The sequence below is a fragment of the Dolomitihabitans soli genome (assembly GCF_022213955.1).
Classification (GTDB): domain Bacteria; phylum Actinomycetota; class Actinomycetes; order Streptosporangiales; family Streptosporangiaceae; genus Streptosporangium_A; species Streptosporangium_A soli.
In genome coordinates this window covers 530862-553849 of record NZ_JAKNTW010000002.1, presented here as the reverse complement: position 1 = coordinate 553849, position 22988 = coordinate 530862, and the positions used below count along the sequence as shown (strand labels likewise).

Here is a 22988-nt window from a genome sequence, read left to right as displayed (position 1 = left end):
AGCGTCAGATGTTCGAGCTGCTGTCGAAGCTTGCGGAGATCTTCTCGTCCTACGGCCAGCAATACTTCACGGGCAGACGGGGCGCCAAGGACGCCAGAGTCGCCCAGTGCTTACTCGACGTCATTCTGACCCTCCAGGAACTGGTCGCACGAGGGGAGCGGATCCTATTCCTGGCCGAAGACCCGGACAAGGAGTTCGCCGATGCACTGAAGCGGCAGGTCGACGGCCTCGAAGCGCTTCGGGCGAAGCTGGAGGACGCCCGGGCCCTGCTGACGACGATCGACGTCGAGTTCTACCTCGACCTCGTTGTCTTCATCGACGTCAAGTCAGGATTGCTGAAGAGGTGGACCCAGCAGGCCACGCGCAGTGCCTATTCCACGACCACCCTGTTCTTCCTACCGTCGGAGCATCTGAGTGCGGCTCTGGAGAGCGGACGCTCTTACGCCAACGCTCAGGGCATGGGACTCGACCGGTCCGATTACCTGTTCTTCCTGGCTGAGCGGCTGGCGCAGGTGCGCGCCACCGAGATACGTGACATCCGCAGGGTGTCCGGCGCCGAGCTGGGCCCTGAGATCGGCGCGGCCCGCACCAGGCTCGACGGAGCGAGAAAGCTCTGCCGCTCTCTTTTGGAGAGCATGGAGCAGGCTCTGGGTGCGGAGGCGCTCGCCCGGCTGCGCCGCGATCTCGCGCGCTAACGTTCACTCACGCCTATCTATTTGGTTCTCCTCCTCAGCTCGGGGGTCCTCGGATAGCCGAGAGCGGCCAGGGCATAGCTGCCTATGCCGGTGGCGTGCACGCGGAGCTGGTCGAAGCCGAGGAGCTCGCCGAGGCGTTCGGTGTTGAAGAGCAGTCGCTGAAACAGGCCGGAGCCCTTAGCAGGGTCGGCGATGCGTATTTCGTCCAGGTTGAAGTCGTTGTTGGGGAAGGAGAAGCCCACCTGCAGCAGCCCCACCGGGGCCTCGTCGGCGTAGATCCGCAGACTCGCCTCACCGCCGCCATCCGGATAGATCGCCACCAGGGCCTCGGCGTCAGGCAGCCCGTCGAGCAGGCACTCAGCGAAGACTTCTGGACTGACCCGGATCCACTGTCGCCAGGCTTCCACCAGGTCCTCGTCGATTCGGCCGAAACTCACACGCGGTACGGAGAAATCGCTCTGCGTCAGGCTCGCTGAATCGAAGTGCGCAGGGGCGGCCGCGGGGGTGGCGGTGAGCGGGATCGAGCGGGCCTCCTCGAGGATCTCGTCCCAGCGCGGATCGGCTCGGAACGGTGGAAGTAAGAGATCCTCGTCGAATTCCGTCCAGACGCTGTGCCAGCACGCCACCGAGATCGTCGGTCGCATGCCAAGCTTCATCGCACCCGCGATCGCGCATCGAAGCAGCAACACGGTTCCGCCGAGCCCGGCCAAATTGAGCTCTGCCGACTCCTGGCAGCGGACGGCGAGCGCTTTGCTATCACGCTCCATCTCGGAGTACGCCATCAGATGCGGCATATTGCTTACGGTCACCGCGATCTGGGTGTCGAGCACCGAACTCTCCGCCGCCGGCTCGAAGACCACGTCGTCGGCAGTGACGATGAGCGGTTGGACCTCGTCGCCGTCGCCCAGCGCAATTTCCAAAGCTCTCTCCCCACGCGGTCCGAAGATCGGCTTCAGCTGGAGGACAGCCTCTGGCGTCAGCCATATCTCGTCCTGGATCGCCGGGATGCGGACCTGGAGCCGGCCTTGCGACCGCGTGATCTGCAGGCCGGGTAAGTCCGCCAGTGCGCGCTCGATTTCGATGGCCTCCACACCCTGATTGTGAGCGCGAAAGGGCGGCGTTGTCATGGATATGACCACCTGTCGATGCCGTATATCGTGTCACCTCATGGCCGCGCCCAGGGAGGTGGTGTTTGAGAAGGCCACCCGTAACTCGTGAGCAGTGTCCACCCGATCACGATGAGCATGTGATGGTGCCGATGGAAGGTCGGATCGAGCCCCACGAAACACTCGGAGGGGTGATCGACGAGCACCGCCGAGCCGTGTAACTTGCTCGGAGAAACCCCAGCTCAAACCACACGAGCAGGTTTTGACGCCCTACAAGGTCCAGGCTCGGCGCAACAAGCGACGATGCCATGCCAGCAATGTTGCCGGAGTGACCAGCCGATGACTGCGCAGCACCGCCGGCAACCACCGAGCCAACGCCGCAAGGACGGCCCGATCGGCCCAGTCCGGCTTCGGCCGTCCGACCTGCCGCCGCGGCACCGCCACCTCATGACGCAACACCATGATCTCTACGTCCTTCGACGCCTGGCCGCGGCCCAGCAACATCAGCCAGCCGAACACCCGAAGCATGATCAGATAGAGCAGGCGAATAGGCACAAGCCACGATCTTTCCTGCGGGTACGAACCCCGTCAAATCGCAGGTCAGAGCCGTCGTGGTTGCGTTTTGACGCGGTACAGGTTCTGTTCGCGCCAGGCCCGCGGTGAGATTCCGTACGTCTGTTTGAACATCTTGCTGAAGTGGGTCGCGTCCGCGAAGCCCCAGCTCCGCCCTATCGCCGCGATGGTCCGCAGCCGCCCGTTCGGGCCGGCCAGTTCCCGCCTGCATTCGGCCAGACGGCGCGTACGGATCCAGTCTCCGAGGCTGATTCCCGAGCGGGACAGCACAGCGTAGAGATGGCGTACGGAGATGTCGTGCGCGGCGGCTATCCGCGCCGCCGACAGATCCCGATCAGCCAGATGCTCACGGATGTAATGAGTGACCCGCAGGCTGAGCGTCGCCTCCAACGGCGCCCTGGCCAGGCCGGAGTTGCCGTGCTGGGACGTCAGGACGGCACGGAGGAGTTCGACGCTGGGTTGCACGGCGACGTCGGCGTGCACACCCTGGTGCAATTCGTCGGTGACGGCCAGTTGGGAGAAGTAGGTGAAGGCGAGACGCGCGATGGGGTTGTCGGATCCCAGGGGGACCGCGGTGATGTCTCGCAGCAACCGGTCGGGGAGCGCGAGTGCCGCGCGGGGGAAACGGATGAAGCGGTGGTCGACTCCCTCGTCGAAGAGAAGTGTGTAGGGAGCGACCGACTCGAAGACGGCGCAGTCTCCCGGCCCCAGCAGGCACTCGCGACCGTTCTGCACCACCATGCTGCTGCCCGTCATCTGAACACCCAGAGTGACGGCCGGCTCCTCATCCTCCCGGGCGAGCCGCTCCGTCCGACGGATCGTGACCGCGGTCGCCCGCGCCGAACAGATCCTGAGTGGCCCGACGGCGCCGAGCCCTATGCGAACGGCGATGTCCTCAGCCGGCGGACCGTGGTCGATGTCGACTGCCACCATGGATTCCCACACCGCGTTCCGGACCACTTCCTCCCGGTCCCGTGGCGGTATGAACGCGGTGTCCAGGACCGGGCTCATGAGGCGGGCCTTCGTCCGCGTCGGTCACAGAGCCGGCCCGGCAGTACCTCGGCCCGTTCCCCCACAAGATCCCCCTGGCACGGCCGGTTCCCGACATCAGTTTGTCGGGATCGCCTCTCGCTGTACAACGGCCTTCGACGGGCACACGCAGGGCCCTCGCCTGATACGGCGCCTGAAGCTGTGCACCACTGACAAAGTTCCCAGCATGAATGACAAAGTCCGAAACCCACGATAACCCTAAGGTCTTTGGACGAGGCCAGAGAGGGGAGAGTTGCGTGGCGCTGCTCGTGGCGGCCGTGGTCGAGCGTCATCACGGTGGATCACGAGGACCTCGTTCCAGGGCAGCTTATGGGGTCGGCGGGCCTGACCGCGCTGGCTGTTCCTGAGCGTGAGGAGGTAGTGGGCGCCGCGTTCGTGCAAGTGGGCGACGTGAGAGCGCTGGACGTGGACAGCATCGGTGGTGACGACTCAGGTGAGGTCTGCGTTGTCGATCTGGTCGAGCAGGGGCTGGAACTCAGAATTCCGTTTGTTGTCGCGCCGATCTCGTAGGAAGCCAAGGTGATTGCCGTGATCGTGGCGGACCGCGGAGAGCACGACGACCCGACTGTCGTTGGGACGTCGAGCGCCGCGCAGGTACTTGCCGTCCACCGACGCGATCGCCTGGCGTCTACGGCGTCAAGCGGAGCTTTAGCCGTCGCCTGGTGCGCCGCCGCTTCCTCCTGACCGTCCTCGTCACCGCCGCCAGCGTTCACGACTCCGCAGCCGGCGCCCACCTCCTCGACCACCTCGCAGCCCACCACCCCACCCTCACCAAAGCCTCGGCCGACAACGGCTACAAGAACAAAGCCATCGAGCACGCAGCCACCCGCGGCATCGATCTCGAATCGTCCAACGCAACCCCGACACCCCAGCCCCAGCAGCTGTAGTTCTTGATCATTGAGCCTTGATCCACAGACGGCCCGTCATCCCTGGATGTTCACGTGGGGCCGACAGGGGGTCGCTCGGCGGAGCAGAAGGCGTCGATCATGTAAAAGTCCAACTCAAACCGCTTATGCGCGGAACCGATTCAGTCGATTGCGCATCCTGATCTTTTTCTCATCACCCAAAAACAGGGGGACATAATGTGGTACACGGGGCGTAACAAGAGGATTGCGGCCGCGGCGGCGCTGGGCGCACTGACGGTGCTTCTCGCCACCGGATGCACCTTCAGTTTTGGCGACGTGGAGAAGAGGAATGAGGTGACGGCCAGCGAGGAACCAACCTCTGTCGAGGTGGACCCGGCCGAGAAGCAGCCGACGGCCGAGGAGACGCCAGTCGGTGACGACCCCGCAGAGCCCAAGAACACGGGCGTCAGCGAGGGCGGGGCCGTCCACAAGGCCCGAGTCGCGCAGACGATCTCCGACAAGCTCGCCGCGGACACCGGCAAGCGTCCCGACAGGGTCACCTGTCCTGCGCACCTCCCGGCCCGGGTCGGCGCCACGATCCGCTGCGAGCTCACTGCCGGCAGCGACACCCTCGGTGTCACCGTCGCTGCCACCTCGGTCAACGGCAACCGGGTCAATTACAACTTCAAGGTCGACAACAACGTCGAGTGAACACAGAGCCCGCGCGACCCGTTCGGGAAACGAAAGGCCCGGGTCGGAGATCCGGTCCTTTCGGGGGACCTCTCCATGATCGAGTTCATCCGCGGCATCCGGATGCCGGTGAGCACGGTCTGGATACCTGCGTCGGCGAGGATGCCGTCCATGAGGGCTGGGAACTTCGTATCCCGGTCTCGGATCAGATAGCGTGCCCGGCAGCCCGCATCGTCCAGGTCCATCACGAGATTCTTCATGGCCTGGATGACCCAGTTCGGGATCGGGTGAGTGGTGGTGCCCAGCACGCGGACGCGCCTGGTGGCGTGCTCGATGACAGCCAGGATGTATTGGCGCTGCCCATTCAAGGTGACGGTCTCGATGAAGTCGCGGGCCAGTAGCGCGTCGGCTTGCGAACGTAGGAAGTCGGCCCCGGTGATGGTCGCCCGCTGGGTGCCGGGTCAAGCCCTTCCTGCTTGAGGATCTCCCCGACCGTGGACGGCGCGACCTTGATGCCGAGCGTGGCGAGCTCTCCGTGCACCCGCCGATAGCCCCAGCCCGGGTTCTCCCGGACCAGGCGCAGGATGAGAGCGCGGATGGAGCGGACCGTGGGTGGACGTCCAGGCCCTACATGACCATGACCTGGGCGGATGTAATTATCGGCAGGCGCAGAGTTTCCAACCCGCTCTGTCAGTTGGCGGGTCAGACCCTGCCGGGAGGCGTTCATCTGTCCTGGGCAACCAGCGGCGACGTGCGGGCTCGTTGCGGGCTCGGATGTCCCGCGACAGGACATCAGTAGGTGGTATGTGTCCATAAATTGGGACAAGTAAGGATTAATGCCCCAGGCTGGGCCAATCTGGTGGAGGATAGATCCTCATCTTGTACGCCGCACCACGGCGGAACTCACTACTCCGGAAGGAACCAGATGCGAGTCCTCACTCTCCTGGCTGTGGGCACCACTCTTTTCTTTGCCGCCCCATTGACCGCGCAGGCCACCACCGGCTCGGCCGCCGACCTGGCAACGGTTGCGAGCGCTGAGGCGGCCGCCGCCTGGCCCTCCTGTGTAAAAGCCGGCCGCACCAAGCTAAACAACAGTGGTTGGTCTGATCCCAAGTGGCAGGTCGCGGTCTCCAACCGCTGCGCCAGCAGAATCAAGTACGCGGTCGTGCGCGACCAGCAGTCCGACTTCGGCTACGTGGAGGTCGCTTCCGGTAAGGCCCACAGCCGCTACATCGGCAAGTTCTCCTTCGGGCACGGTGCCTCCGAGCCCGACGGCGTGAAGATCTACTACCGGGGCACCCGCTACACGAAGCGCTTCTGACGCCAGGCGGTGGGCGGCGGAGGACACCTCTCCTGCCGCCCATCGTTGAGCCCTATGAAGTTCAATGGCCGCGGCCTATGAAGTGCCGCCGGGTTGCGTAGGGCCGGCTCGATTGATCCCTGGATGCCGGGACGGCGGCACTTTCACGGACCGGTGGGACTGAACGTCACCCGATGTACGGCAACGCCGTACCACCTAAAAGTGCTCGATCTGCAGGCGCAGTGTCCTCACCTCGGGGGGAACTTCACTCGTCACCCCGGACAACCCCCTTTACAACTGTGCGCCTGCCGATAAGTGCATCCACCCAGGTCATGGTCATGTGTGGCTTCGTGGCGTGCGCGAGCTCCGGCCCCGGTTGCGTCCACGGAAGTGGTGTATGAGTTTGGCCTGGTGACAGGCGGGGCGCCCGCCCACGGTCCGCTCTATCCGTGTCCTCATCCTGCGTCTGGTTCGCGAGAACCAGACGCAGGGGGATATCGGCGGGTACACCGTCACCTTGAACGGGCAGCGCCAATACATCCTGGCTGTCATCGATCCTGCCACCAGGCGCGTCCGCGTATTCGGCACCACCGCCCACCCGAGCGCGAGCTGGGTCATCCAGGCGATAAGGAATCCGGTGATGGATCTGGAGGATGCGGGGCCCGCTATCTGATCCGAGATCGGGATGCGAAGTTCCCAGCCCTAATGGACGAGATCCTCGGCTGGTATCCAGGTCGTGCTCAATGAATACTCGCATGCAGCTTGAACTGCATGGATGTGATTTCCGGCAGGCGCACTCTCCCACGCCCAGCCCTTCTTGGGTCAGGTCTCTACGGTACGAGGGGAGAGCCACCCACCTCATCCCCTGGGAGTCGGCCCGGCTACGTGGTCGCCTGCTACCACGTTCCACCGGACCTCGACGCGGTCGACCGGCTCGGCGCCACCACCACTGGATCCTGTCCCACTGCGGCCCCGACCCCGCCCACTGGCCAGCGCCCCTGCGCCGGCCCTGACGTCTACGGCTCTCAATCTCGCGCCTGGAGTGTACGAAGAGACCTGGCCACAATCTATGCTTTACCTATATGTAAACTAGGTTTTAGGCGCAGCGTAGCCGCAGCAGTGAACGACCGGCCGTGAGAGCGGAACCGGGTCGGGTCGGAGCAGAGGGGGACGATGACAGCGATCGGACCGGCGGATGCGCGAGATCCTCGCGGAGGCATGCTTCAACAGCCGGCCGAGAAGGTGCTGCGCGACCAGCGACTGCCCGGCGCCGGGGTCAGGTCACGTGCGGCGCTTTCCTGACCAGCGACCCGCGCGCCGGCCGGCTGCAGCTCGGCGTCGTCACCGTCAGCCGCGCTCTGGTGGTCGCCCGGTCCGGGCACGGCTTCCCCAGCGGCGACACCGCCCATCTGAACGCTTCATCTTGGTCCAGGGCCAGTCGACCGCCGTCCGCGAGGCCAAGCTCAAGCACTCACGCACCGCTCACCGCTCACCGCTCACCGAAAACAGAACAGGAAGACCCACTGATGAGCCTCCAGTTCCTCTGGTACATCCCGAACCAGGTGCAGCCCGGGCATCGCGGCGACGCCGTCGTCTCGAACCACAACGACCTGCAGACCCTTACCGGCCACGCCAAGGCCCTCGAGGAGCACGGGTGGAGCGGGGCGCTCATCGGCACCGGCTGGGGACGGCCCGACACCTTCACGGTCGCCACCGCACTGGCCGCGCAGACGACGACGTTCCAGCCGCTGATCGCGATCCGGCCCGGCTACTGGCACCCGGCCAACTTCGCCTCCGCCGCCGCGACCCTGGACCATCTCACCGGCGGACGGGTACTGATCAACATCGTGTCAGGCAAGGACGACCTGGCGGCCTACGGTGACAGCGAAGGCGACCGGACCCACCGCTACGCCCGCACCAAAGAGTTCATCCGGATCGTGCGCAAGCTCTGGACCGAGGAGAACGTCACCTACCACGGCGAGCACTTCAGCGTCACCGACTCCACCGTGGCACCGCGAACAGTCGTCCGGGGCGAACGCCGGCACCCCCGGCTCTACTTCGGCGGCGCCTCCGAAGCCGCCGAAGAGGTGGCCGCCACTGAGGCCGACGTCCAGCTCTTCTGGGGCGAACCACTCGCCGGCGTCGGCGAGCGGATCGAGCGGCTCAAGCAACTCAGCGAGAAACTCGGACGCGAGCACCCTCCACTGGAGTTCGGGCTGCGGATCACCACGCTGGTGCGTGACACCACCGAACAGGCGTGGGCCGACGCCGAGGCCAAGGTCGAGGAGATGGCGAAAGGCAGCATCTCGCGCGACCCGAACTGGCACACCGCCGTCGGTCAGCAGCGGCTGCTCGACCTGGCCGCGCGGGGAGAGGTGCTCGACGACAACCTCTACACCACTCCCGGCAAGTTCGGCGGCGGCGGCGCGGGCACCACCTGGCTGGTCGGCTCGGCCGAGGATGTGGCGCAGTCACTGCGCAAATACCAGGCCCTCGGCATCACCCACTTCGTGCTCTCCGACACCCCCTACCTGCCGGAGATCAAGCGTCAGGGCGACCAGCTCCTACCACTGTTGCGCGGATGAGCGCCGGCGCGACCTGCCATGGCACAGGGACCGGCGATTCCTATCTAGATACTTGTAAATCAAGGGAGATCGTATGAGACCCATGCGCTCGATCCGGCTCACAGCCGGTGCGGCGATGCTGGCCGCCGTCGCAGCGGTGACCGTCACGCCGCGGGCCGGCGCCGACGACCAGGCCCCCGAGTCGAAAACGGTGGCGATCGGCACCGGCGGCGCGGTGGCGACGATCGATCCGGCCGCCAGTCAGGCCGGCATCGACGTCCTGCGCAAGGGTGGCAACGCGGTCGACGCCGCCGTCACAGTCGCGGCGGTGCTGAGCGTCACCGAGCCCGGGGTCGAGAGCATCGGCGGCGTGAGTTACCTGACGTTCTATGATCGGCGGAAGCAGGAGGCCGGCGTGATCGGCGACCGTACTCCTGCGCCGAAGACGTTCGGCCAGGCCGACCGCGTCGGCCTGGCCGGCTCCGGCGCGATGTCGGTCGGCGTGCCGACCACACTCGTCAGCTGGCAGAAGGCGCTCGACCGCTACGGCACGATCTCCCTTAGCGAGGCGCTGCAGCCCGCGATCCGCGTCGCCCGTGCGGGCTTCGTGGTCGACGCCAACTTCCAGCAGCTCGCCAATTCGCGCAACTTCAAGGCGTTCAGCTCCAGCCGGAAGCTGTTCCTGAACGACAACCTCCAGCCCCCGCCGGTCGGAGCGACCTTCCGCAACCCCGACCTCGCCGCGACGTACGAACTGATCACCGAGAAGGGCGTCGACGCGCTCTATCACGGCCCGATCGGCCAGGCGATCGTCGACACGGTCCAACGCCCGCCACTGGTCGACGACGCGAGCAGCTACGTGACGGCCGCGGCGCTGCGCGCGGGCAAGCTCGAGAGCTCCGACATCGAGGACTACCGCCAGCGGACGCCACCGGCAACCAAGATCAAATATCGGGACTACCACATCTACTCCAGCCCGCTGCCCGAGAGCGGCGGTACGACGGTCAGCGAGGCGCTCAACATCCTCGAACGGTATGACCTCTCCGGTCCCGATCGCGTCCTCGCGCTGCACCGGGTCCTGGAGGCGTCCAAGCTCGCCTACGCCGACCGCGCCCGCTACGTCGGTGACCCGCGGTTCGTCGATGTCCCGCTTTCCGGACTGCTGTCGCAGGGCTTCGCCGACGAGCGCGGCTGCCTGATCGGCGACACCGCACTGCCGGGACCGGTGGCGTACGGCGATCCGAAGCCGCCGTACGACAAGAAGTGCTCCGCCGTCGAGCCCGGAGTCAGCGAGCCCGGGGACGAGCACTCGACCCATCACTTCTCCGTCGTCGACCAGTGGGGCAACGCGGTCAGCTACACGGGCACCCTGGTCTCCAGCGGCGGCAGCGGCGTCACGGTGCCCGGGTACGGGTTCATGCTCAACAACGAGCTGACCAACTTCAACGCGGCGCCCCTCTACCCCGGCGACCCGAACCTCGCGGAGGGCGGCAAGCGTCCTCGCGGCAACATGGCGCCCACCATCGTGGTCCGTGACGGGCGGCCGGTGCTCACTCTGGGCGTCGCCGGTGGGCAGACGATCCAGACCACGGCGCTCGGCATTCTGGTCGGCCACCTGGACTTCGGGCAGTCGCTCCCCGAGGCGCTCGCCACCGGCCGCGTGTCGCAGCGCAACACGGCGGTGACGCAGGCAGAGGCCGCCTTCCGGGACTCATACGCCCCTGAGCTGGCCGCCCGCTTCGGCCACCAGTTCACCACCGGCGGCGCCTCGATCGCCGTGGCACAGGGCATCTCGATCGACCCCGACGGACGACTCGTCGCCGTGTCCGACACACGCCGGGCGGCCGGAGCCAGCGGAGACGCCCGCGTCGTGAGCCCGGCCGACTGACAGGGGGCCTGAGCACGCTCGCCGCCGACGTACCGGGCATCGCCCAGGGGCGCCGGTGGCGGGCCGCCCCACCCTGAACCGTACAACTCGTGATGATCTGTAGGTGTGAACAGTGGAGTTTGTCGCGTGGATCGATACGTGATCCGACAGCGCCGGGTGTTCCACGCACGCCCGGAGACGGCGTTCACCGAGTTCTGGACCTCGGTCACGATCGCTGCGGAGCTGCGCCGTCTCGGCCTCCGGGTGCGCACTGGACCGGAGGCCATCGATCTGTCGCAGGTCCCGGCGCTGCCCGGTCCCGCGGATCTGGCGCAGGCGGCCGATCGCGCCCGGGCGTGGGGAGCCGGCGAAGACGACCTGCGGGCGGTGCTGGCGGGGCACACGGCGGTGGTCGCGGACCTCGAAGGTGCGGCCCCCGGCCCCACGGTCGCGGTACGCGTCGACATCGACGCGCTGCCTCTGCCGGAGTCCACCTCCTCCGGGCACCTACCCGCCCGGGAGGGGTTCGCCGCGCTCGATCGAGAGGCCATGCACGCCTGCGGCCACGACGGGCACATCGCCGTCGGGCTCGAACTCGCGCGACGGCTGTCGGCGGGCGACTTCGCCGGCCGCGTCCGGCTGCTCTTCCAGCCCGCCGAGGAGGGCGGGCGAGGCGCCCGCGCGATGCTCGGCGCCGACGTGCTCGCGGGCGTCGACCGGCTGTACGCGCTCCATCTCGGGCTCGGCCTGCCGGTCGGCGATGTCGCCGCGGGCACCCACGGGTTCTTCGCGAACTCCAAACTGCGAGCGGTCTTCACCGGTCGTCCATCTCACGCCGCCGCGGCTCCCGAGGAAGGTCGCAACGCGCTGCTCGCAGCCGCCCAGGCGACCGTGGGGCTGTACGCGCTGCCGCGGTTCGCGACCGCCGACACCAGGGTGAACGTGGGAGTGCTGCATGCGGGTACGGCCCCCAACATCGTCGCCGGCACGGCGGAGCTGGGCCTGGAACTGCGCGCCACCAGCGGCGAAGTCTGCGACGAGTTGGAGCGCCGGGCTCGCAACGTACTGACTGCGGCGGGGGCGGCGGGCGAGGTGGCGGTGCGGATCGAGCAGATCGGCGGGGCCACGACGGCCAGGTGCGATCCCGCGGCGGTCCGGACGGTGGCCCGTGCCGTACGGTCGCTGCCCGAGGTGACCGGGGTTCACGAGAACTACCGGTTCGGTGCCAGCGACGACGCCACCCTGTTGATGCGCGCGGTCCAGGCCAATGGCGGGACGGCGACGTACGTGGTGGTCGGCGCGTCCAGCCCGGCCCCGCATCACAGCCCGGAGTTCGACATCGACGAAGCCTGTCTCGGCATCGCCGCGGACGTGCTCGAACGCGCCGTCCGTGGCACGGCCGAAGATCCCGCAGTGTGAACGCGGGTACCGGAAGAGCGACAAGGGAGCTTCATCCCAGCGGCCGTTGCGGAGCCTGGATGCACCGGCTGAGACGGCAGCTCACCTGACCGGCGGTCCCGAGTCCGGCGGCAGACGGGATCGGCCTCTCCGAGATCGCCACGGTACGATTCACCAATTTTCCTACATTATTGGTAGCTTTTATGGACTTATAGTGCTGACCCCGAGGAGACCAGTGGCGAGAGCGGAAGCGCCGAAGGAAACTGCCGTGGCCGCGCCGACGGTCGCCGGCCCACGCCGCGGCACGACGGACGACGGCCCGCTGCTGCTCGTCGACCGGGTGGCGATCGGCTACCAGCGGCAGGGCCGCCATGTACCGGCGGTCGCGGATGCGACCTTCGAAGTACGGCGCGGCGAAAAGATCATGCTGCTTGGCCCCTCAGGGTCGGGCAAGTCCACCATTCTCAAGGCGGTCGGGGGGTATCTCCGCCCCACGGCGGGCCGCATCGTCATCGGCGGCAAGGACACACCCGAGCCCGGCCCCGACCGCGCCTTCGTGTTCCAGGAATTCGACCAGCTGTTCCCGTGGCGCACGGTCCTCGGCAACGTCGTCTACCCGCTGCGGGTGACCGGCGTCGACCGGGCCCGCGCCCGGCGGCAGGCCGTCGAGCATTTGGAGCTCATGGGTCTCAAGGACTCGCTCGACAGCTACCCGCACCAGTTGTCGGGTGGCATGAAGCAGCGGGTCGCCATCGCGCGGGCGCTGGCCATCGATCCGCTGATGCTCCTGATGGACGAGCCGTTCGGCGCCCTGGACGCGCAGACCAGGGGACGGCTCCAGCGCGAACTGGCCGAAATCGCGGCACGCACCCAGGTGACCCTGCTGTTCGTCACCCACAGCATCGACGAGGCGGTGCTGCTCGGCGACCGCGTGGTCGTGCTCGGCGGTCGTCCGTCGCATGTCGAGGAGATCGTCGACGTCTCAGGCCTGGACACCCCGGACGCTCCCGAGTTCGCTCAGGCCCGGCACCAACTGCGCGCCCTGCTCGCGGAGGAGGGGGAGAACCTTGACGGCGCCGTCTTCGAATAGCAGCGCAGTGGCTCCGGCCGTACGGCCCGCCGACGCGCAGTCGCCCGGACCGGTCGCGCCGCGCCGGACGGCGAGCCCCTGGGCGCGCCTGCCCACCTGGTTGCGGCGCACCATCGTGCTCGCCGCACTGATCGGAATCTGGCAGGCATACACATCCCTGTCCGGGGTGAACTCGTTCGTGTTCTCCGGACCCTGGGACGTGGCCAAAGCGTTCGTCGAGGGCTGGGCCAGCGGCGAGATGGCCGTCTCCACCCTGACCACCCTGCGGATGCTGGCCGCCGGGATGGGCATCGGGATCGTGCTCACCCTGGTGCTCACCGTGCTGGCCGCCACCACAACGATCGGGAACGATGCACTGACCCTGGTGTCGTCCATGCTCAACCCGCTGCCGTCGGTGGCCATTCTGCCGCTGGCGATGCTCTGGTTCGGGCTGACCGACACGGCGTTGATCTTCGTGACGGCCAACGCCGTCCTGTGGCCCATGACCGTCAACGTCAGCATGGGCCTGCGCACCACCCCCACCACGCTCGTCATGGTCGGCCGGAACCTGGGCCTGAGTGGCTGGCGGTTGACCCGCGACGTGATGATGCCCGCCGCGCTGCCGCACGCCATCGCCGGCCTGAAGACCGGCTGGGCCTTCGGCTGGCGCACGATCATCGCCGCCGAGCTGGTGTTCGGCACCGCCGGCACGGACGGCGGGCTCGGATTCTTCATCAATAACTCCCGCTACTACGCGCAGATCCCTGACGTGTTCGCCGGACTTGTGACGATCGCCCTGATCGGCATCGCCCTCGACCTGGTCTTCAATCTGGTCGAACGGCACACGGTGACCCGCTGGGGAATGAAAGAAGGAACGTCATGACCTGGACGCCGAAATCTTCTGGTGCCGTTGGGGATCGCCTCGCCTCATCCGCCGGGCCGCGTTCCTACAGCCGTCGTGACGCCTTGCGCTTCGGCGCGACCGGCGCCGGCCTGTTGGCGATGACCGCCGCGTGCGGCGGCTCCGGTGACTCCGGCGGCTCTGGCGGCTCCGGCGAGGAGATCAACATCTCGCAGGGCTCCGGGATCAGCTATGCAGCCCTCATCATCATCCAGGCCAAGGGCTGGCTCGAGCAGGACCTCCCCGGACGCAAGATCAGCTGGAAGACCGTGAGCGGCGGTGCGGCCACCCGGGACGGGATCGTGTCGGGCAGCCTCCACCTGGGCGTCAGCGGTCTCGGCCCGTACCTGATCGGCTGGGACGCCGGCGTCCCCTGGAAGGTCGTCTCCTCGCTGAACGACATGCCGCTGTGGCTGGTGGCCAAGGACCCGAGGTTCCGCAGCCTGAAGGACTTCGGGCCGAAGGACCAGATCGCCGCCGTCTCGCCCGGCTCAATCCAGTCGGTCATGGTGCAGAAGGCCGCGCAGCAGCAACTCGGCGACGCCCACGCGCTGGACAAGAACATCGCGGCCATGGCACACCCGGAGGCCCTGCAGGCGCTGATCGGCGGGCAACTCGCGGGCGCCTACACGTCCCCGCCGTTCCAGTTCCAGGCCCTGGAACAGGGGGCGCGCAAGCTGGTTGACAGCTATGACCTCTTCGGCCAGCACGGCTTCAACGTGATGGTGACGACCGAGGAGTACGCGGCGAAGAACACGGACGTCATAAATTCCGTCTACAAGAACATTACGCGCGCCAACGACCTCATCACCAATACTCCGGCCGAAGCCGCGCAAATCCTCTCGCAGGCCGAGAAGGGAAAGATCTCCCCGGCCAAGTACCAGGAGTACTTGACCTACAAGGGCATCGAATTCACCACGACCCCGCATGGTCTGCTGAAGCTCAGCGCCTTCATGAAGGAGGTTGGCGTCCTCAAGAAGACGCCGGCCGACTGGCGTGATGTCGTGTTCGACACGATCAAGGGAGAGAACGGATCCTGACAGCGGGCGTGGGCTGGCCGTCAAGGATTACGGATTCCTGTTCAACAACGAGCTGGGGAACTTCAACGCCCGGCCGCTCTTCGAGGGCGACCCCAATGTTGCGGCACCCGGAAAGCGGCCGCGTGGGAACATGGCCCCAACCATCGTGCAGTTCAAGCGGCATATGAGTCGCTGATGGAAGGCGGAGCTCTGAACGTTATTTGCGGTGGGGTGCAATCGATCCGAGCCACAGGAGGTCGCGGGCGCGGGTCATGGCGACGAACAGCTGCCGTCGAATGATTACCGCGCGTTCGTGGTCGGTGGCCTTGTCACCGGTGATGCTGCTGGTCGACATATCGTGGCGCGGTAGGTAGACGTACTTGAATTCCAGTCCCTTGGCACGCCGGTAGGTTCCGAGTTTCACGGCGTGCACGGGTTGTCCGTCGTACTGTTCCAGCCGGAGCACTGGGATGCCGGCGTGGTTGAGCAGCCGCTGGTAGTGAGCGATCTGCCGTCGGGTGGCGCACAGGACCGCCGCGTCGCACAGCCTCCCGGCAGGCGGATCGTCGGTACTGCGCGCGGCCAGGTCCTGGAGCGCTTCGACCAGCAGGCGGTCGTGCTGTGCCTCGTCGTCGGCGTTCGCCTTGATCACCTGGCCGTCGTGGTAGGTCAGTTCCATGGTGCGGTGTCCGTTGGGGTTGCTCTCTTCCAGGTCCTCGAACGGATCATTGGAGATCACGGCGAGAGCGGTGTCGATGATCGGGGTGGCGTTGCGGTAGTTGGTGTGCAGCACACCGCCGCGTCCTTTGATCGCGATGCCGGCGTCGGAGAGCCGGAAGCCGCCCGGGTAGACGGCCTGTTGTCCGTCTCCGATCAGCAGCAGCCCGTTGGGGGCATCGCCGACAAGGGTGTGCAGGAGCTTCACCCCGATGAGGGTGAGGTCCTGAACCTCGTCCACGATCACCGAGGTGTACGGCGGGTCCGCGGGCGTGTCACGCAGCTTGTCCAGGGCCATCAGAAGGACGTCGTTGAAGTCGTGGACGCCGCGCATCGTGCGCAGCAACTCGTACTCCTCGTACAGCAACCAGGCGGCCTCTCGATGCGCGGAGCGCAGCGCTGAGCGTCGTCCGTATCGTGATATGCCACGGTATTGGTCGAGCGAGGTCAGCCCGCGGCCCTTGATGACGTAGTCGATTTCCTCCTTCCAATAGGCAGGGGAGGGGTCCACGTCCACCAGCACGCTGTCCCTGCCCGCGCGGGACCAGGCCCGCGAGAAGGCGGTTTCGGCGCGTTCCCGGCTCACGGAGAGCCGCACGTCGTGCTCGGCCAGGAACGTCTGCGCCCATGCGTGCAGGCTGGTGAACTCCACCCGCGCCGCGGTCGCCGGCGAGAGCCGCCGAAACAGCTGTCCCTGCACGCGGGGCAGATTATTGGCAAAGGTGACATACAGGATCCGGCCGGTGCTCCGCTCGGCCAGATACGCCGCTCGATGCAGACCCACCACCGTCTTACCCGTTCCCGCCGGGCCGCTGATTCGAGCAGGCCCGTTGCAGTGGCGCCGCGTCATGGCGACCTGATCGGAATGGAGGAAGGTCATCCAGCGTTCGATCGGAGCGCTGAGCGCCGATCGCAGCGCCGCCGCCTCCACCTCCTTGACGTCGAACAACGGATCCGCATCTTGCCCGGCTTGCGAGCCTGTGGTGATCGCGTCTGGGAGGGCGGGGGCATCGTATGCGGGGAATACCTCTTCCAGGTGCGTGGTCACGGCTCGGACGGTCGCCGCCGTCAACCGCGTCGGTTCTGACACCAGCGCGGGTAACACTTCCTGGTCACCCAGCAGGCGGACCCGCCCGAGGGTGGTGTCCAGACGGTGACCGGCGAAGACCATGACGGGCCGTATGGCGATGGGTGACATCCCGAGCAACGCCAGATGATGCTCGGCCGTGTGCGTCATGGCCAGCAACTTGCCGATCTCGGTGTCGCGCCGCTGATCCGCGGCCATCAGGTGGCCGTCAGCGGCGGCCGGCCTGTCCCGCCACTTCTTGATATCGATGACGAACACCCCGCCCGGCCCGATGAGGATCATGTCGACGTTCGCCGACCGTGTCCCTGGCCAGCGGCGATCGACCAGCAACCGCCACCCCCGGGTGGTCAGGGTGAGCAGTATCGCGGCGACCTTGCGCTCGGAGTCGGCTGCCGCCTCGTAGCGTCCGGCCAGTTCGTAGGCTTCCCGGTACCGGCGCCAGAGCTCAATGGCGTATTCACGCGCTAGCTTTCCTCTTGCTCTCGCTGACCCGCCAGCACTCATGTTCCCCCTCGGCCCACGTCTGGATCACCACCTCAAACACATAGCAAGAAACGCGGTGAGTCAATGCCCGAAGCTTCGAAGAGCTCAGGGCCGGGCCGCTGGACCACTATTACGCCGGGCTGGGCGGCGCGTCGGTCTCGAACGCCACCACTTCTTCAGGCCCGGCCGGAGCACGTGTCTAACGCAGATCCCGCACTACCCCCAGCCTCATCCCCGAATTTCTCGCCTTTACAGATCCAGCTTCAGCATTCCCGAAACTCCTTCAAACGACTGAGATGGCATTATTCAAAGGAAATCCGTTGGTTCAGGGGCTGGCGGTACTCGGAGGGCTCAGGGGGCTGGCGACGCCTGAGGGCCGGTCCCAGTGGTGGGCAGGACTCCGGGGCCCGTCGCTGCACGTACGCCGCGCGGTCCCAGCCCCGGTAAATACGTTGCGGGGTCGGGAACGGGCGGGGATGCTGGGTTGACCGAGCGGCGGCGAACGCTGCCTGGACTAAGGAGGGCTGACGGATGGCCATCACTGTGCTGCGACATGTCCGCATCAGTCCCACCTCTTTGTTCAGGAGCACACCCGTTGTCTTCCGAGTACGAACTCTCTGATACCTACTCCGACCTCGACTCCCGCCGGTCTGATTTCACCAGTGACGAGTCCCGATCAGCTCCGGCCGACGCCTTCGCCTTCAAGTTCCATTCGGTCGACGAGGAGCTGGGCCCGGATCAGCGGTGGTCCACCTGGCTGGACGTCGAGCGCGGTTCTCGCGGCCCGGAACCACGCCCCTCGTGGGTCGTGACGGAACAGGCTGCGATCGACACCGAGCTCGGCGTCCTCAAAACCGGCAAGGAAGCCGACGTCTTCCTGCTCGAACGGGCCGTCGAAGCCATCGGCGACAACCCGGCGAAGTCCTCGCTGCTGGCCGCGAAACGGTACCGCACCGAGGAACACCGGTCCTTCCACCGCAGTACGTCGTACGTCGAAGGCCGCCGTACCCGCAACAGCCGCGACAGCCGGGCGATGGCGAAGAAGACCTCGCACGGCCGCAGCGTCGCGGCCGGTCAGTGGGCGTACGCCGAATGGGACGCCCTCAACCGGTTGTGGAAGGCCGGCGTCCCGGTGCCATATCCGGTGCAGGTGGACGGCACCGAACTGCTGATGGAGTTCATCGACGACGGCGAGGGCGGTGCCGCGCCCCGGCTTGCCCAGGTCCGGCCGTCGAAGGAGCTGCTCGGTGTGTACTTCGAGCAGCTCCGCAACGGCATGCGTGAACTGGCCCGCGCGGGGCTCGCGCACGGCGACCTCTCGCCGTTCAACGTCCTCGCGCAGGCCGAGCGGATCGTGATGATCGACCTGCCCCAGGTCGTCGACATCGTCGGCAACCCGAAGGGCATGGACTTCCTGATGCGCGACTGCCACAACATGGCCACGTGGTTCACGAACCGCGGGCTCGAGATCGACGAACAGGAGCTGTTCGCCGACCTGCTCACGATGGTGTTCTGATCGCCTTCTGCAGCAGGGGAACGAGCGGGACCAGCTGGTCGGGGTAGGTGTCGACGAGACCGTCGACGTGATTACCTGCCTCGACCCGCTGGTAGATATACATCCGCCCCCGCCCGGCCTGCTTGATCATCTCGCAGTTGACATCCGAGCCCTGGGCGATCGGAAGCAGGCTGTCGTAAGTTCTAGGGGCTGCGGGCTCCTAGCGGGCTCGCGCGTACAGATCTTGCACGTCGGCTGCCGGAGGCGGGACGCCTCGCAGATGACCGTATCGCCGTGTCGGCAACGTGCACTGTGGACGTGTGGATCGGCAGCGTCGTGCGGGTCACCGGTGAGCAGGTAGGCGTAGCGCAGCAGGGCGTCCCCGCGGCCGGCGACGAAGTCGACGAAGCGGGGGTCTGTGTCCAACGCTTTCGCCTTTCCTCAGGTGGTCATATCTAAGAGCCTGCTGACAAAGGATTTGGGCGCTGAGGCCGGGAACAGGATGCCCTGGTCGAGGCCATCTTCGAGGGGTGTAGTTCTTCTGGAAGGACCTTGCCCCATGGTCAGCGGGTGGCTGAGCGTGGAACGTAGGTGAGTGGATCGCCGCGATAGCGTGATGCGTCCGACCAGCTGGATCTGTGGGGACGGTGATGGGTGTGGATGTGGTGGGTTCGCGACGGTTGATGTTGCGGCCATCGCGGGGCTGGCGGGACATTGATCCGGTGGAGGGTCTTGCACAAGCGTGGGGCTGGCCGCAGCGTGCGGTGAGCGTTTCTGCTCCGGACCCGTTCGAGGAGCCTCTACACGTTTCGTGGTGGGACGACGACCTGCCGATGGCGCTGCACTACTACGAAGACTTCGACGTCCGGTTTTCCTATCTGATCATCACCGGAGTGGACGCCGGGGAGGTGGCTGATGCGTTCGAGAGGGCCGAGGCGTGTTTGGACGCCTGGTCGCTGGACGAGCTCGTTGCCGAGGCGCGTAGCGCTTCCGATCCCGAGGATCGAGCGAAGGCGGTGGAGCGGGCAGGTTTTGCAGCGCCGCTGGAGTTCGATGAGCGTTTCTTCGCTGTGATCGACGACGCCCTGCGACATTGCGACCCGCGCGTGCGCGAGGGCGGGATATGGGCGGTCACGATGGCGCTGTACCCGCAGTTCCAGCCGCAGCTGGAGACGATCGCCGAAACCGATGAGGTGGAGGTGCTACGAGAGATGGCCGAAGCGCTTGCCCGAGGTCTGGATGACGACACCTAACCCCAGCTCGGCCAAGTCCCCGAGAAGGAACCACTCCCATCTTCGAGTGATACGCCCGCAGACAGGAGCGGGCTCCTGCTAGCTGAGGTGTTGTCTACGCATCTCGGCGGCCAGGAGCCCGTGGTTGTCTGCTTACACGCCCACGTCCGTGGGCGCCAGTGGTTGTGCTTCACCGGGGTGCCGATGTCATGGCCGCAAGCCGTCGTATCCGTCGGATCTGACAGATGCCGAGTGGGCGGTGCTGGAAGGCGAGGCGCGGGCGGTGATGGCCGAGCTGGTCGCGACCACGGGCAGGCCGATGGTCCATGACCTGCGGGCGGTGCTGGACGCGATCAACTATGTGACCAGGTGCGGGATCGAGCGGCGGGCCCTGCCGGTCGACTTCCCGCCACACGAGGCGGCGAGTTGCCGACGGCCGGGTGCATCGATTCCCAGACGGTCAAGGCGGCCGAGAACGTCGGGGCTGCGGCCTGCGGTTTTGACGGGGGCAAGAAGGTGAAGGGGCAGAAGCGGCATATCGCGGTCGACACACTCGGACTGCTCCTGTGCGTGATCGTCACCGCGGCGTCGGTTCAAGACCGTGACGGCGCACACCCGTTGTTGGCCCGGCTGCGGGAGAAGTTCTCCACCATCGCGCTGGTGTGGGCGGCTACGCCGGACGCCTGCTCGCCTGGGCACGCGACGTGCCACAGATTTCGACAGGCGCAGTGTCGCGGTGCCGGATCGTGGCGAGCTGCTTCGGCGTTGATCGCTATGGGCACATTGAACCTTTTCATCCTCGCGTGACCTCTTAGTTCTGCTCTAGCACATGTGAAGATGACCACATGACCGAAACGATCCGCGTGGAAAAGCCTGCGTTACGCAGAGCCGCGTACTTGGGAGCGGCGCTCTTGGCCGCCGTCCTTGTCGTGGCCCTGACCTGGGCTGAAGATCTGCGCTTCGCCCACTCGGCAGGGAATATGGAGGCGGTCGCCCGCACGCTGGGGGAGGGCGCCGAACTCAGGGATCAAAGCATCGGAAGCCTCTCGTTCGAGTTCGTCCGGCAGGAGGACGACCTGGTCTACTTCTACCGAGGAAAGGGCTGGGGCGGGGACGGCTACGGCTATGTCTGGAGCCCCGCGCGCCGGCCGGGCGATGTCCTGCATGTGGAGGGTCCTTGGTACAAATTCCGGGACGACGCGCACCAGTGAACCCTTTCGGCCTCCCGAGCGGGGGCCCTGGTCACAGCATGATCGCGATGCCGGTGTTCGGCCGGTGACGTGAAGAAGCTCCTGGTGCAAGGCCATCGCCGTCCTTCAATACCATCGCGTCGCCCAGGCCGCGTGAGGATGAAAAAGGTTCATTGGAACGGACTGCTCCGTGATGATCGGGTGTCGGCTGGCCGGTCGGGCGATCGACATGCTGGACGAGAAGCCGGAGCGGTGCGTTCGGGTGGCGTGCCAAACACTTGGAGGGGAGTTCCCCTGTGGAGCTTCCCTCCATCCGACTCGCGGCTGCAATGGACAGCAGCGCGAATAAGACCTGTTTCACGATACGAAAACGGGGGCGTCAATGGCAGCCATCATCCGGATTATGGATGATTCGACTCTCGTCGAATACAACGAGTTTACTATTATCGATGACGGCGAAGTTGAGGATCCCGTAGCAAAACCATTCGCTCAATCATGGGAAGACAGGGACGTCACCGGTGATTGGTTGGCCGGCTCAGACAACCTTCTTATGATCAACAGCGCGTATGCCACGCATCGGGTACGGATCCGGTTCGAGCTGTGGGACGTCGATCCGGGATCGAACTCTCAGCAATCTCCCGAAGTCGATGAGATAACCACGTCATTCTATTCCAGTAGCGGCTCTATCGTCATCGACGAGATGCTCGGAGACGACGACCACGACTCATTCGAGCTCGGCCCGCTCGGACAGAGATGGCATGTCCGAGCGCACCGCAGGGCATTGATGCCGCAGGGATGTTTTCCCGAGAGCATCAGGGAGGAGTTGGAATCTTACATTATTCAGTTCTGGCCTTTCGATTGAGGTGACGGCGGCGACCTCTCCCTGGCCGCCTCGCCCATAGCGTGCCCGAACAACCTGGTGTGGGCAGAGGTGGCGCATATGTTCGGAATCTGATGGCTTGGGCAACCAGCGGTCGTGTGCGGGCTCGTTGCGGGCTCGGATGTCCCACGACAAAAACATCCGTAGGTGGCATCTGGCAACAACGAAGGGGATGGCGTAGCCGTACGTAACGGCATGAATGGGAGCGGGTCGGTGATCTCTTGTGCTCACACTGCCGAGATCCGCTCGGCCAGTGGAGTGAGGGACTACGCATCACCTGAACGGTCCAGCATGGGCCGACTTTCATGCGCCGGGAGGCTTTCGGCTGCTTCAGGGCCTGGACGCTTGCCCAAAAAAGTGTTGAGCTGCCAATCGTAGGTTCCGGGCGTCCCTGTCTCCCTCATGCCGATCTCACGCTTGACGACTTTATAGAATTCCCCGCGTGCACGACTCGTCGCCTTTATGGAAAGATCCCAAGATAGATCCGCCTCTTGCCCGCTGGCAATCAATTCCAAACGAAAAACGGACTCGTGCCACTTCCTTCCGGCGATGATGGCTTCGTCGCTACCGAAAAGCAGCACTGCCTCCCAGTTCACGGTTCGGTCTTCCTCTGCCGCAGCTAGGTCTGCATCGGAGTATTCTGGGGCCAAGAAGTTTAGATCGACGCCCACGCCTCGCTGGGATGCCAGCTTGACGCAGATCGAGATAGTCTTCTTTATGGTATGCGCATATTCCATGTAAGCAATTACGCGCCGCTCGTCCCATCTTGTGGCAAGCTGCCGTTTCCACCTCTTGTGTTCAGTTAGTGCGGTAACGCTGTACGTTCC

24 protein-coding genes and 2 pseudogenes are annotated in these 22988 nt (G+C 65.8%); 17 read left to right on the top strand and 9 right to left on the bottom strand.

Annotated features, from left to right (window positions below):
• Positions 1 to 8: 8 nt before the first annotated feature.
• On the top strand, positions 9 to 695 hold the full coding sequence (locus tag MBA17_RS07275; RefSeq protein ID WP_238495507.1) for a hypothetical protein: 687 nt from the start codon (positions 9 to 11) through the stop codon (positions 693 to 695).
• A gap of 17 nt (positions 696 to 712) precedes the next feature.
• On the opposite strand, the gene MBA17_RS07270 is transcribed toward MBA17_RS07275, so the two are convergent.
• From MBA17_RS07270 to MBA17_RS07255, 4 genes and pseudogenes are all read right to left on the bottom strand, one after another.
• On the bottom strand, positions 713 to 1786 hold the full coding sequence (locus tag MBA17_RS07270) for a hypothetical protein (RefSeq protein ID WP_238495506.1): 1074 nt from the start codon (positions 1784 to 1786) through the stop codon (positions 713 to 715).
• A 285-nt stretch (positions 1787 to 2071) separates the two neighbouring features.
• Positions 2072 to 2356, bottom strand: coding sequence for a hypothetical protein (locus MBA17_RS07265; protein WP_238495505.1), 285 nt, complete (start codon positions 2354 to 2356; stop codon positions 2072 to 2074).
• Positions 2357 to 2401: 45 nt separating this feature from the next.
• Positions 2402 to 3385 (bottom strand): AraC-like ligand-binding domain-containing protein, encoded by a 984-nt coding sequence (locus MBA17_RS07260; protein ID WP_238495504.1) that lies wholly within the window; start codon positions 3383 to 3385, stop codon positions 2402 to 2404.
• A gap of 278 nt (positions 3386 to 3663) precedes the next feature.
• Positions 3664 to 4125: pseudogene (locus MBA17_RS07255) on the bottom strand (ISAs1 family transposase); the annotation flags it as partial.
• Here MBA17_RS07255 and MBA17_RS07250 point away from each other — a divergent pair.
• Positions 4087 to 4311 (top strand): transposase, encoded by a 225-nt coding sequence (locus MBA17_RS07250; protein WP_238495639.1) that lies wholly within the window; start codon positions 4087 to 4089, stop codon positions 4309 to 4311. The pseudogene MBA17_RS07255 and the gene MBA17_RS07250 overlap by 39 nt on opposite strands.
• A 195-nt stretch (positions 4312 to 4506) precedes the next feature.
• Positions 4507 to 4980 carry a DUF4333 domain-containing protein gene (locus MBA17_RS07245; RefSeq protein WP_238495503.1) on the top strand — a complete coding sequence of 158 codons (474 nt, stop codon included), beginning with the start codon at positions 4507 to 4509 and terminating at the stop codon, positions 4978 to 4980.
• On the opposite strand, the gene MBA17_RS07240 is transcribed toward MBA17_RS07245, so the two are convergent.
• On the bottom strand, positions 4947 to 5327 hold the full coding sequence (locus MBA17_RS07240; RefSeq protein ID WP_238495502.1) for a hypothetical protein: 381 nt from the start codon (positions 5325 to 5327) through the stop codon (positions 4947 to 4949). The two genes, MBA17_RS07245 and MBA17_RS07240, sit on opposite strands and share 34 nt — an antisense overlap.
• A 581-nt stretch (positions 5328 to 5908) precedes the next feature.
• On the opposite strand from MBA17_RS07240, the gene MBA17_RS07235 reads away from it, so the two are divergent.
• The 8 genes from MBA17_RS07235 to MBA17_RS50270 all read left to right on the top strand — a co-directional run bounded on the left by MBA17_RS07235 (position 5909) and on the right by MBA17_RS50270 (position 15273).
• Complete coding sequence (locus tag MBA17_RS07235) at positions 5909 to 6280, top strand: hypothetical protein (RefSeq protein WP_238495501.1); 372 nt, start codon at positions 5909 to 5911, stop codon at positions 6278 to 6280.
• A gap of 1505 nt (positions 6281 to 7785) precedes the next feature.
• Positions 7786 to 8844, top strand: coding sequence for an LLM class flavin-dependent oxidoreductase (locus MBA17_RS07230; protein ID WP_238495500.1), 1059 nt, complete (start codon positions 7786 to 7788; stop codon positions 8842 to 8844).
• A 73-nt stretch (positions 8845 to 8917) separates the two neighbouring features.
• A complete protein-coding gene (locus MBA17_RS07225) occupies positions 8918 to 10711 on the top strand; it encodes a gamma-glutamyltransferase family protein (RefSeq protein ID WP_238495499.1) in 1794 nt (597 codons plus the stop codon).
• 138 nt (positions 10712 to 10849) lie between these two features.
• Positions 10850 to 12109 (top strand): amidohydrolase, encoded by a 1260-nt coding sequence (locus MBA17_RS07220; protein WP_238495498.1) that lies wholly within the window; start codon positions 10850 to 10852, stop codon positions 12107 to 12109.
• A 247-nt stretch (positions 12110 to 12356) separates the two neighbouring features.
• The gene (locus MBA17_RS07215) at positions 12357 to 13178 is read left to right on the top strand and encodes an ABC transporter ATP-binding protein (RefSeq protein ID WP_238495497.1); all 822 of its coding nucleotides are present in this window, start codon (positions 12357 to 12359) and stop codon (positions 13176 to 13178) included.
• The gene (locus MBA17_RS07210) at positions 13156 to 14040 is read left to right on the top strand and encodes an ABC transporter permease (RefSeq protein ID WP_238495496.1); all 885 of its coding nucleotides are present in this window, start codon (positions 13156 to 13158) and stop codon (positions 14038 to 14040) included. The genes MBA17_RS07215 and MBA17_RS07210 overlap by 23 nt, the downstream gene beginning before the upstream one ends.
• The gene (locus MBA17_RS07205; protein ID WP_238495495.1) at positions 14037 to 15098 is read left to right on the top strand and encodes an ABC transporter substrate-binding protein; all 1062 of its coding nucleotides are present in this window, start codon (positions 14037 to 14039) and stop codon (positions 15096 to 15098) included. Before MBA17_RS07210 ends, MBA17_RS07205 begins: the two co-directional genes overlap by 4 nt.
• Positions 15058 to 15273 (top strand): gamma-glutamyltransferase, encoded by a 216-nt coding sequence (locus MBA17_RS50270; protein WP_455432708.1) that lies wholly within the window; start codon positions 15058 to 15060, stop codon positions 15271 to 15273. Before MBA17_RS07205 ends, MBA17_RS50270 begins: the two co-directional genes overlap by 41 nt.
• Before the next feature lie 21 nt (positions 15274 to 15294).
• On the opposite strand, the gene MBA17_RS07200 is transcribed toward MBA17_RS50270, so the two are convergent.
• Both MBA17_RS07200 and MBA17_RS50265 read right to left on the bottom strand, forming a co-directional pair.
• The gene (locus tag MBA17_RS07200; protein ID WP_238495634.1) at positions 15295 to 16842 is read right to left on the bottom strand and encodes a UvrD-helicase domain-containing protein; all 1548 of its coding nucleotides are present in this window, start codon (positions 16840 to 16842) and stop codon (positions 15295 to 15297) included.
• 174 nt (positions 16843 to 17016) lie between these two features.
• Positions 17017 to 17385: pseudogene (locus MBA17_RS50265) on the bottom strand (nuclease-related domain-containing protein); the annotation flags it as partial.
• Between the two features lie 574 nt (positions 17386 to 17959).
• Between MBA17_RS50265 and MBA17_RS07190 the strand changes: the two are divergent.
• Positions 17960 to 18880, top strand: coding sequence for a serine protein kinase RIO (locus tag MBA17_RS07190; RefSeq protein WP_238495494.1), 921 nt, complete (start codon positions 17960 to 17962; stop codon positions 18878 to 18880).
• Here MBA17_RS07190 and MBA17_RS07185 read toward each other — a convergent pair.
• A complete protein-coding gene (locus MBA17_RS07185; protein ID WP_238495493.1) occupies positions 18864 to 19010 on the bottom strand; it encodes a hypothetical protein in 147 nt (48 codons plus the stop codon). The two genes, MBA17_RS07190 and MBA17_RS07185, sit on opposite strands and share 17 nt — an antisense overlap.
• Before the next feature lie 499 nt (positions 19011 to 19509).
• On the opposite strand from MBA17_RS07185, the gene MBA17_RS07180 reads away from it, so the two are divergent.
• The 5 genes from MBA17_RS07180 to MBA17_RS07165 all read left to right on the top strand — a co-directional run bounded on the left by MBA17_RS07180 (position 19510) and on the right by MBA17_RS07165 (position 22143).
• Entirely contained in the window at positions 19510 to 20112 is a 603-nt protein-coding gene (locus MBA17_RS07180) for a hypothetical protein (RefSeq protein WP_238495492.1), read from the top strand.
• A 265-nt stretch (positions 20113 to 20377) separates the two neighbouring features.
• Positions 20378 to 20611 carry a transposase gene (locus MBA17_RS50260; protein WP_455432715.1) on the top strand — a complete coding sequence of 78 codons (234 nt, stop codon included), beginning with the start codon at positions 20378 to 20380 and terminating at the stop codon, positions 20609 to 20611.
• Positions 20518 to 20898 carry a transposase gene (locus MBA17_RS07175; protein WP_238495491.1) on the top strand — a complete coding sequence of 127 codons (381 nt, stop codon included), beginning with the start codon at positions 20518 to 20520 and terminating at the stop codon, positions 20896 to 20898. Before MBA17_RS50260 ends, MBA17_RS07175 begins: the two co-directional genes overlap by 94 nt.
• A gap of 38 nt (positions 20899 to 20936) precedes the next feature.
• Positions 20937 to 21302, top strand: coding sequence for a hypothetical protein (locus MBA17_RS07170; protein WP_238495490.1), 366 nt, complete (start codon positions 20937 to 20939; stop codon positions 21300 to 21302).
• Between the two features lie 361 nt (positions 21303 to 21663).
• Positions 21664 to 22143, top strand: a complete 480-nt coding sequence (locus MBA17_RS07165) for a hypothetical protein (RefSeq protein WP_238495489.1) — start codon at positions 21664 to 21666, stop codon at positions 22141 to 22143.
• Positions 22144 to 22427: 284 nt separating this feature from the next.
• On the opposite strand, the gene MBA17_RS07160 is transcribed toward MBA17_RS07165, so the two are convergent.
• A complete protein-coding gene (locus tag MBA17_RS07160; protein WP_238495488.1) occupies positions 22428 to 22898 on the bottom strand; it encodes a hypothetical protein in 471 nt (156 codons plus the stop codon).
• Positions 22899 to 22988: the final 90 nt, after the last annotated feature.

What these genes read in the sequence shown, in the direction of transcription:
- MBA17_RS07160 (WP_238495488.1), bottom strand. Translation starts at nt 22,898, where the DNA reads ATGGAATATGCGCATACCATAAAGAAGACTATCTCGATCTGCGTCAAG.
- MBA17_RS07180 (WP_238495492.1), top strand. Translation starts at nt 19,510, where the DNA reads ATGGGTGTGGATGTGGTGGGTTCGCGACGGTTGATGTTGCGGCCATCG.
- MBA17_RS07230 (WP_238495500.1), top strand. Translation starts at nt 7,786, where the DNA reads ATGAGCCTCCAGTTCCTCTGGTACATCCCGAACCAGGTGCAGCCCGGG.
- MBA17_RS07185 (WP_238495493.1), bottom strand. Translation starts at nt 19,010, where the DNA reads ATGATCAAGCAGGCCGGGCGGGGGCGGATGTATATCTACCAGCGGGTC.
- MBA17_RS07245 (WP_238495503.1), top strand. Translation starts at nt 4,507, where the DNA reads ATGTGGTACACGGGGCGTAACAAGAGGATTGCGGCCGCGGCGGCGCTG.
- MBA17_RS50260 (WP_455432715.1), top strand. Translation starts at nt 20,378, where the DNA reads ATGGCCGAGCTGGTCGCGACCACGGGCAGGCCGATGGTCCATGACCTG.
- MBA17_RS07165 (WP_238495489.1), top strand. Translation starts at nt 21,664, where the DNA reads ATGGCAGCCATCATCCGGATTATGGATGATTCGACTCTCGTCGAATAC.
- MBA17_RS07225 (WP_238495499.1), top strand. Translation starts at nt 8,918, where the DNA reads ATGAGACCCATGCGCTCGATCCGGCTCACAGCCGGTGCGGCGATGCTG.
- MBA17_RS07205 (WP_238495495.1), top strand. Translation starts at nt 14,037, where the DNA reads ATGACCTGGACGCCGAAATCTTCTGGTGCCGTTGGGGATCGCCTCGCC.
- MBA17_RS07260 (WP_238495504.1), bottom strand. Translation starts at nt 3,385, where the DNA reads ATGAGCCCGGTCCTGGACACCGCGTTCATACCGCCACGGGACCGGGAG.
- MBA17_RS07170 (WP_238495490.1), top strand. Translation starts at nt 20,937, where the DNA reads ATGACCGAAACGATCCGCGTGGAAAAGCCTGCGTTACGCAGAGCCGCG.
- MBA17_RS50270 (WP_455432708.1), top strand. Translation starts at nt 15,058, where the DNA reads ATGTCGTGTTCGACACGATCAAGGGAGAGAACGGATCCTGACAGCGGG.
- MBA17_RS07275 (WP_238495507.1), top strand. Translation starts at nt 9, where the DNA reads ATGTTCGAGCTGCTGTCGAAGCTTGCGGAGATCTTCTCGTCCTACGGC.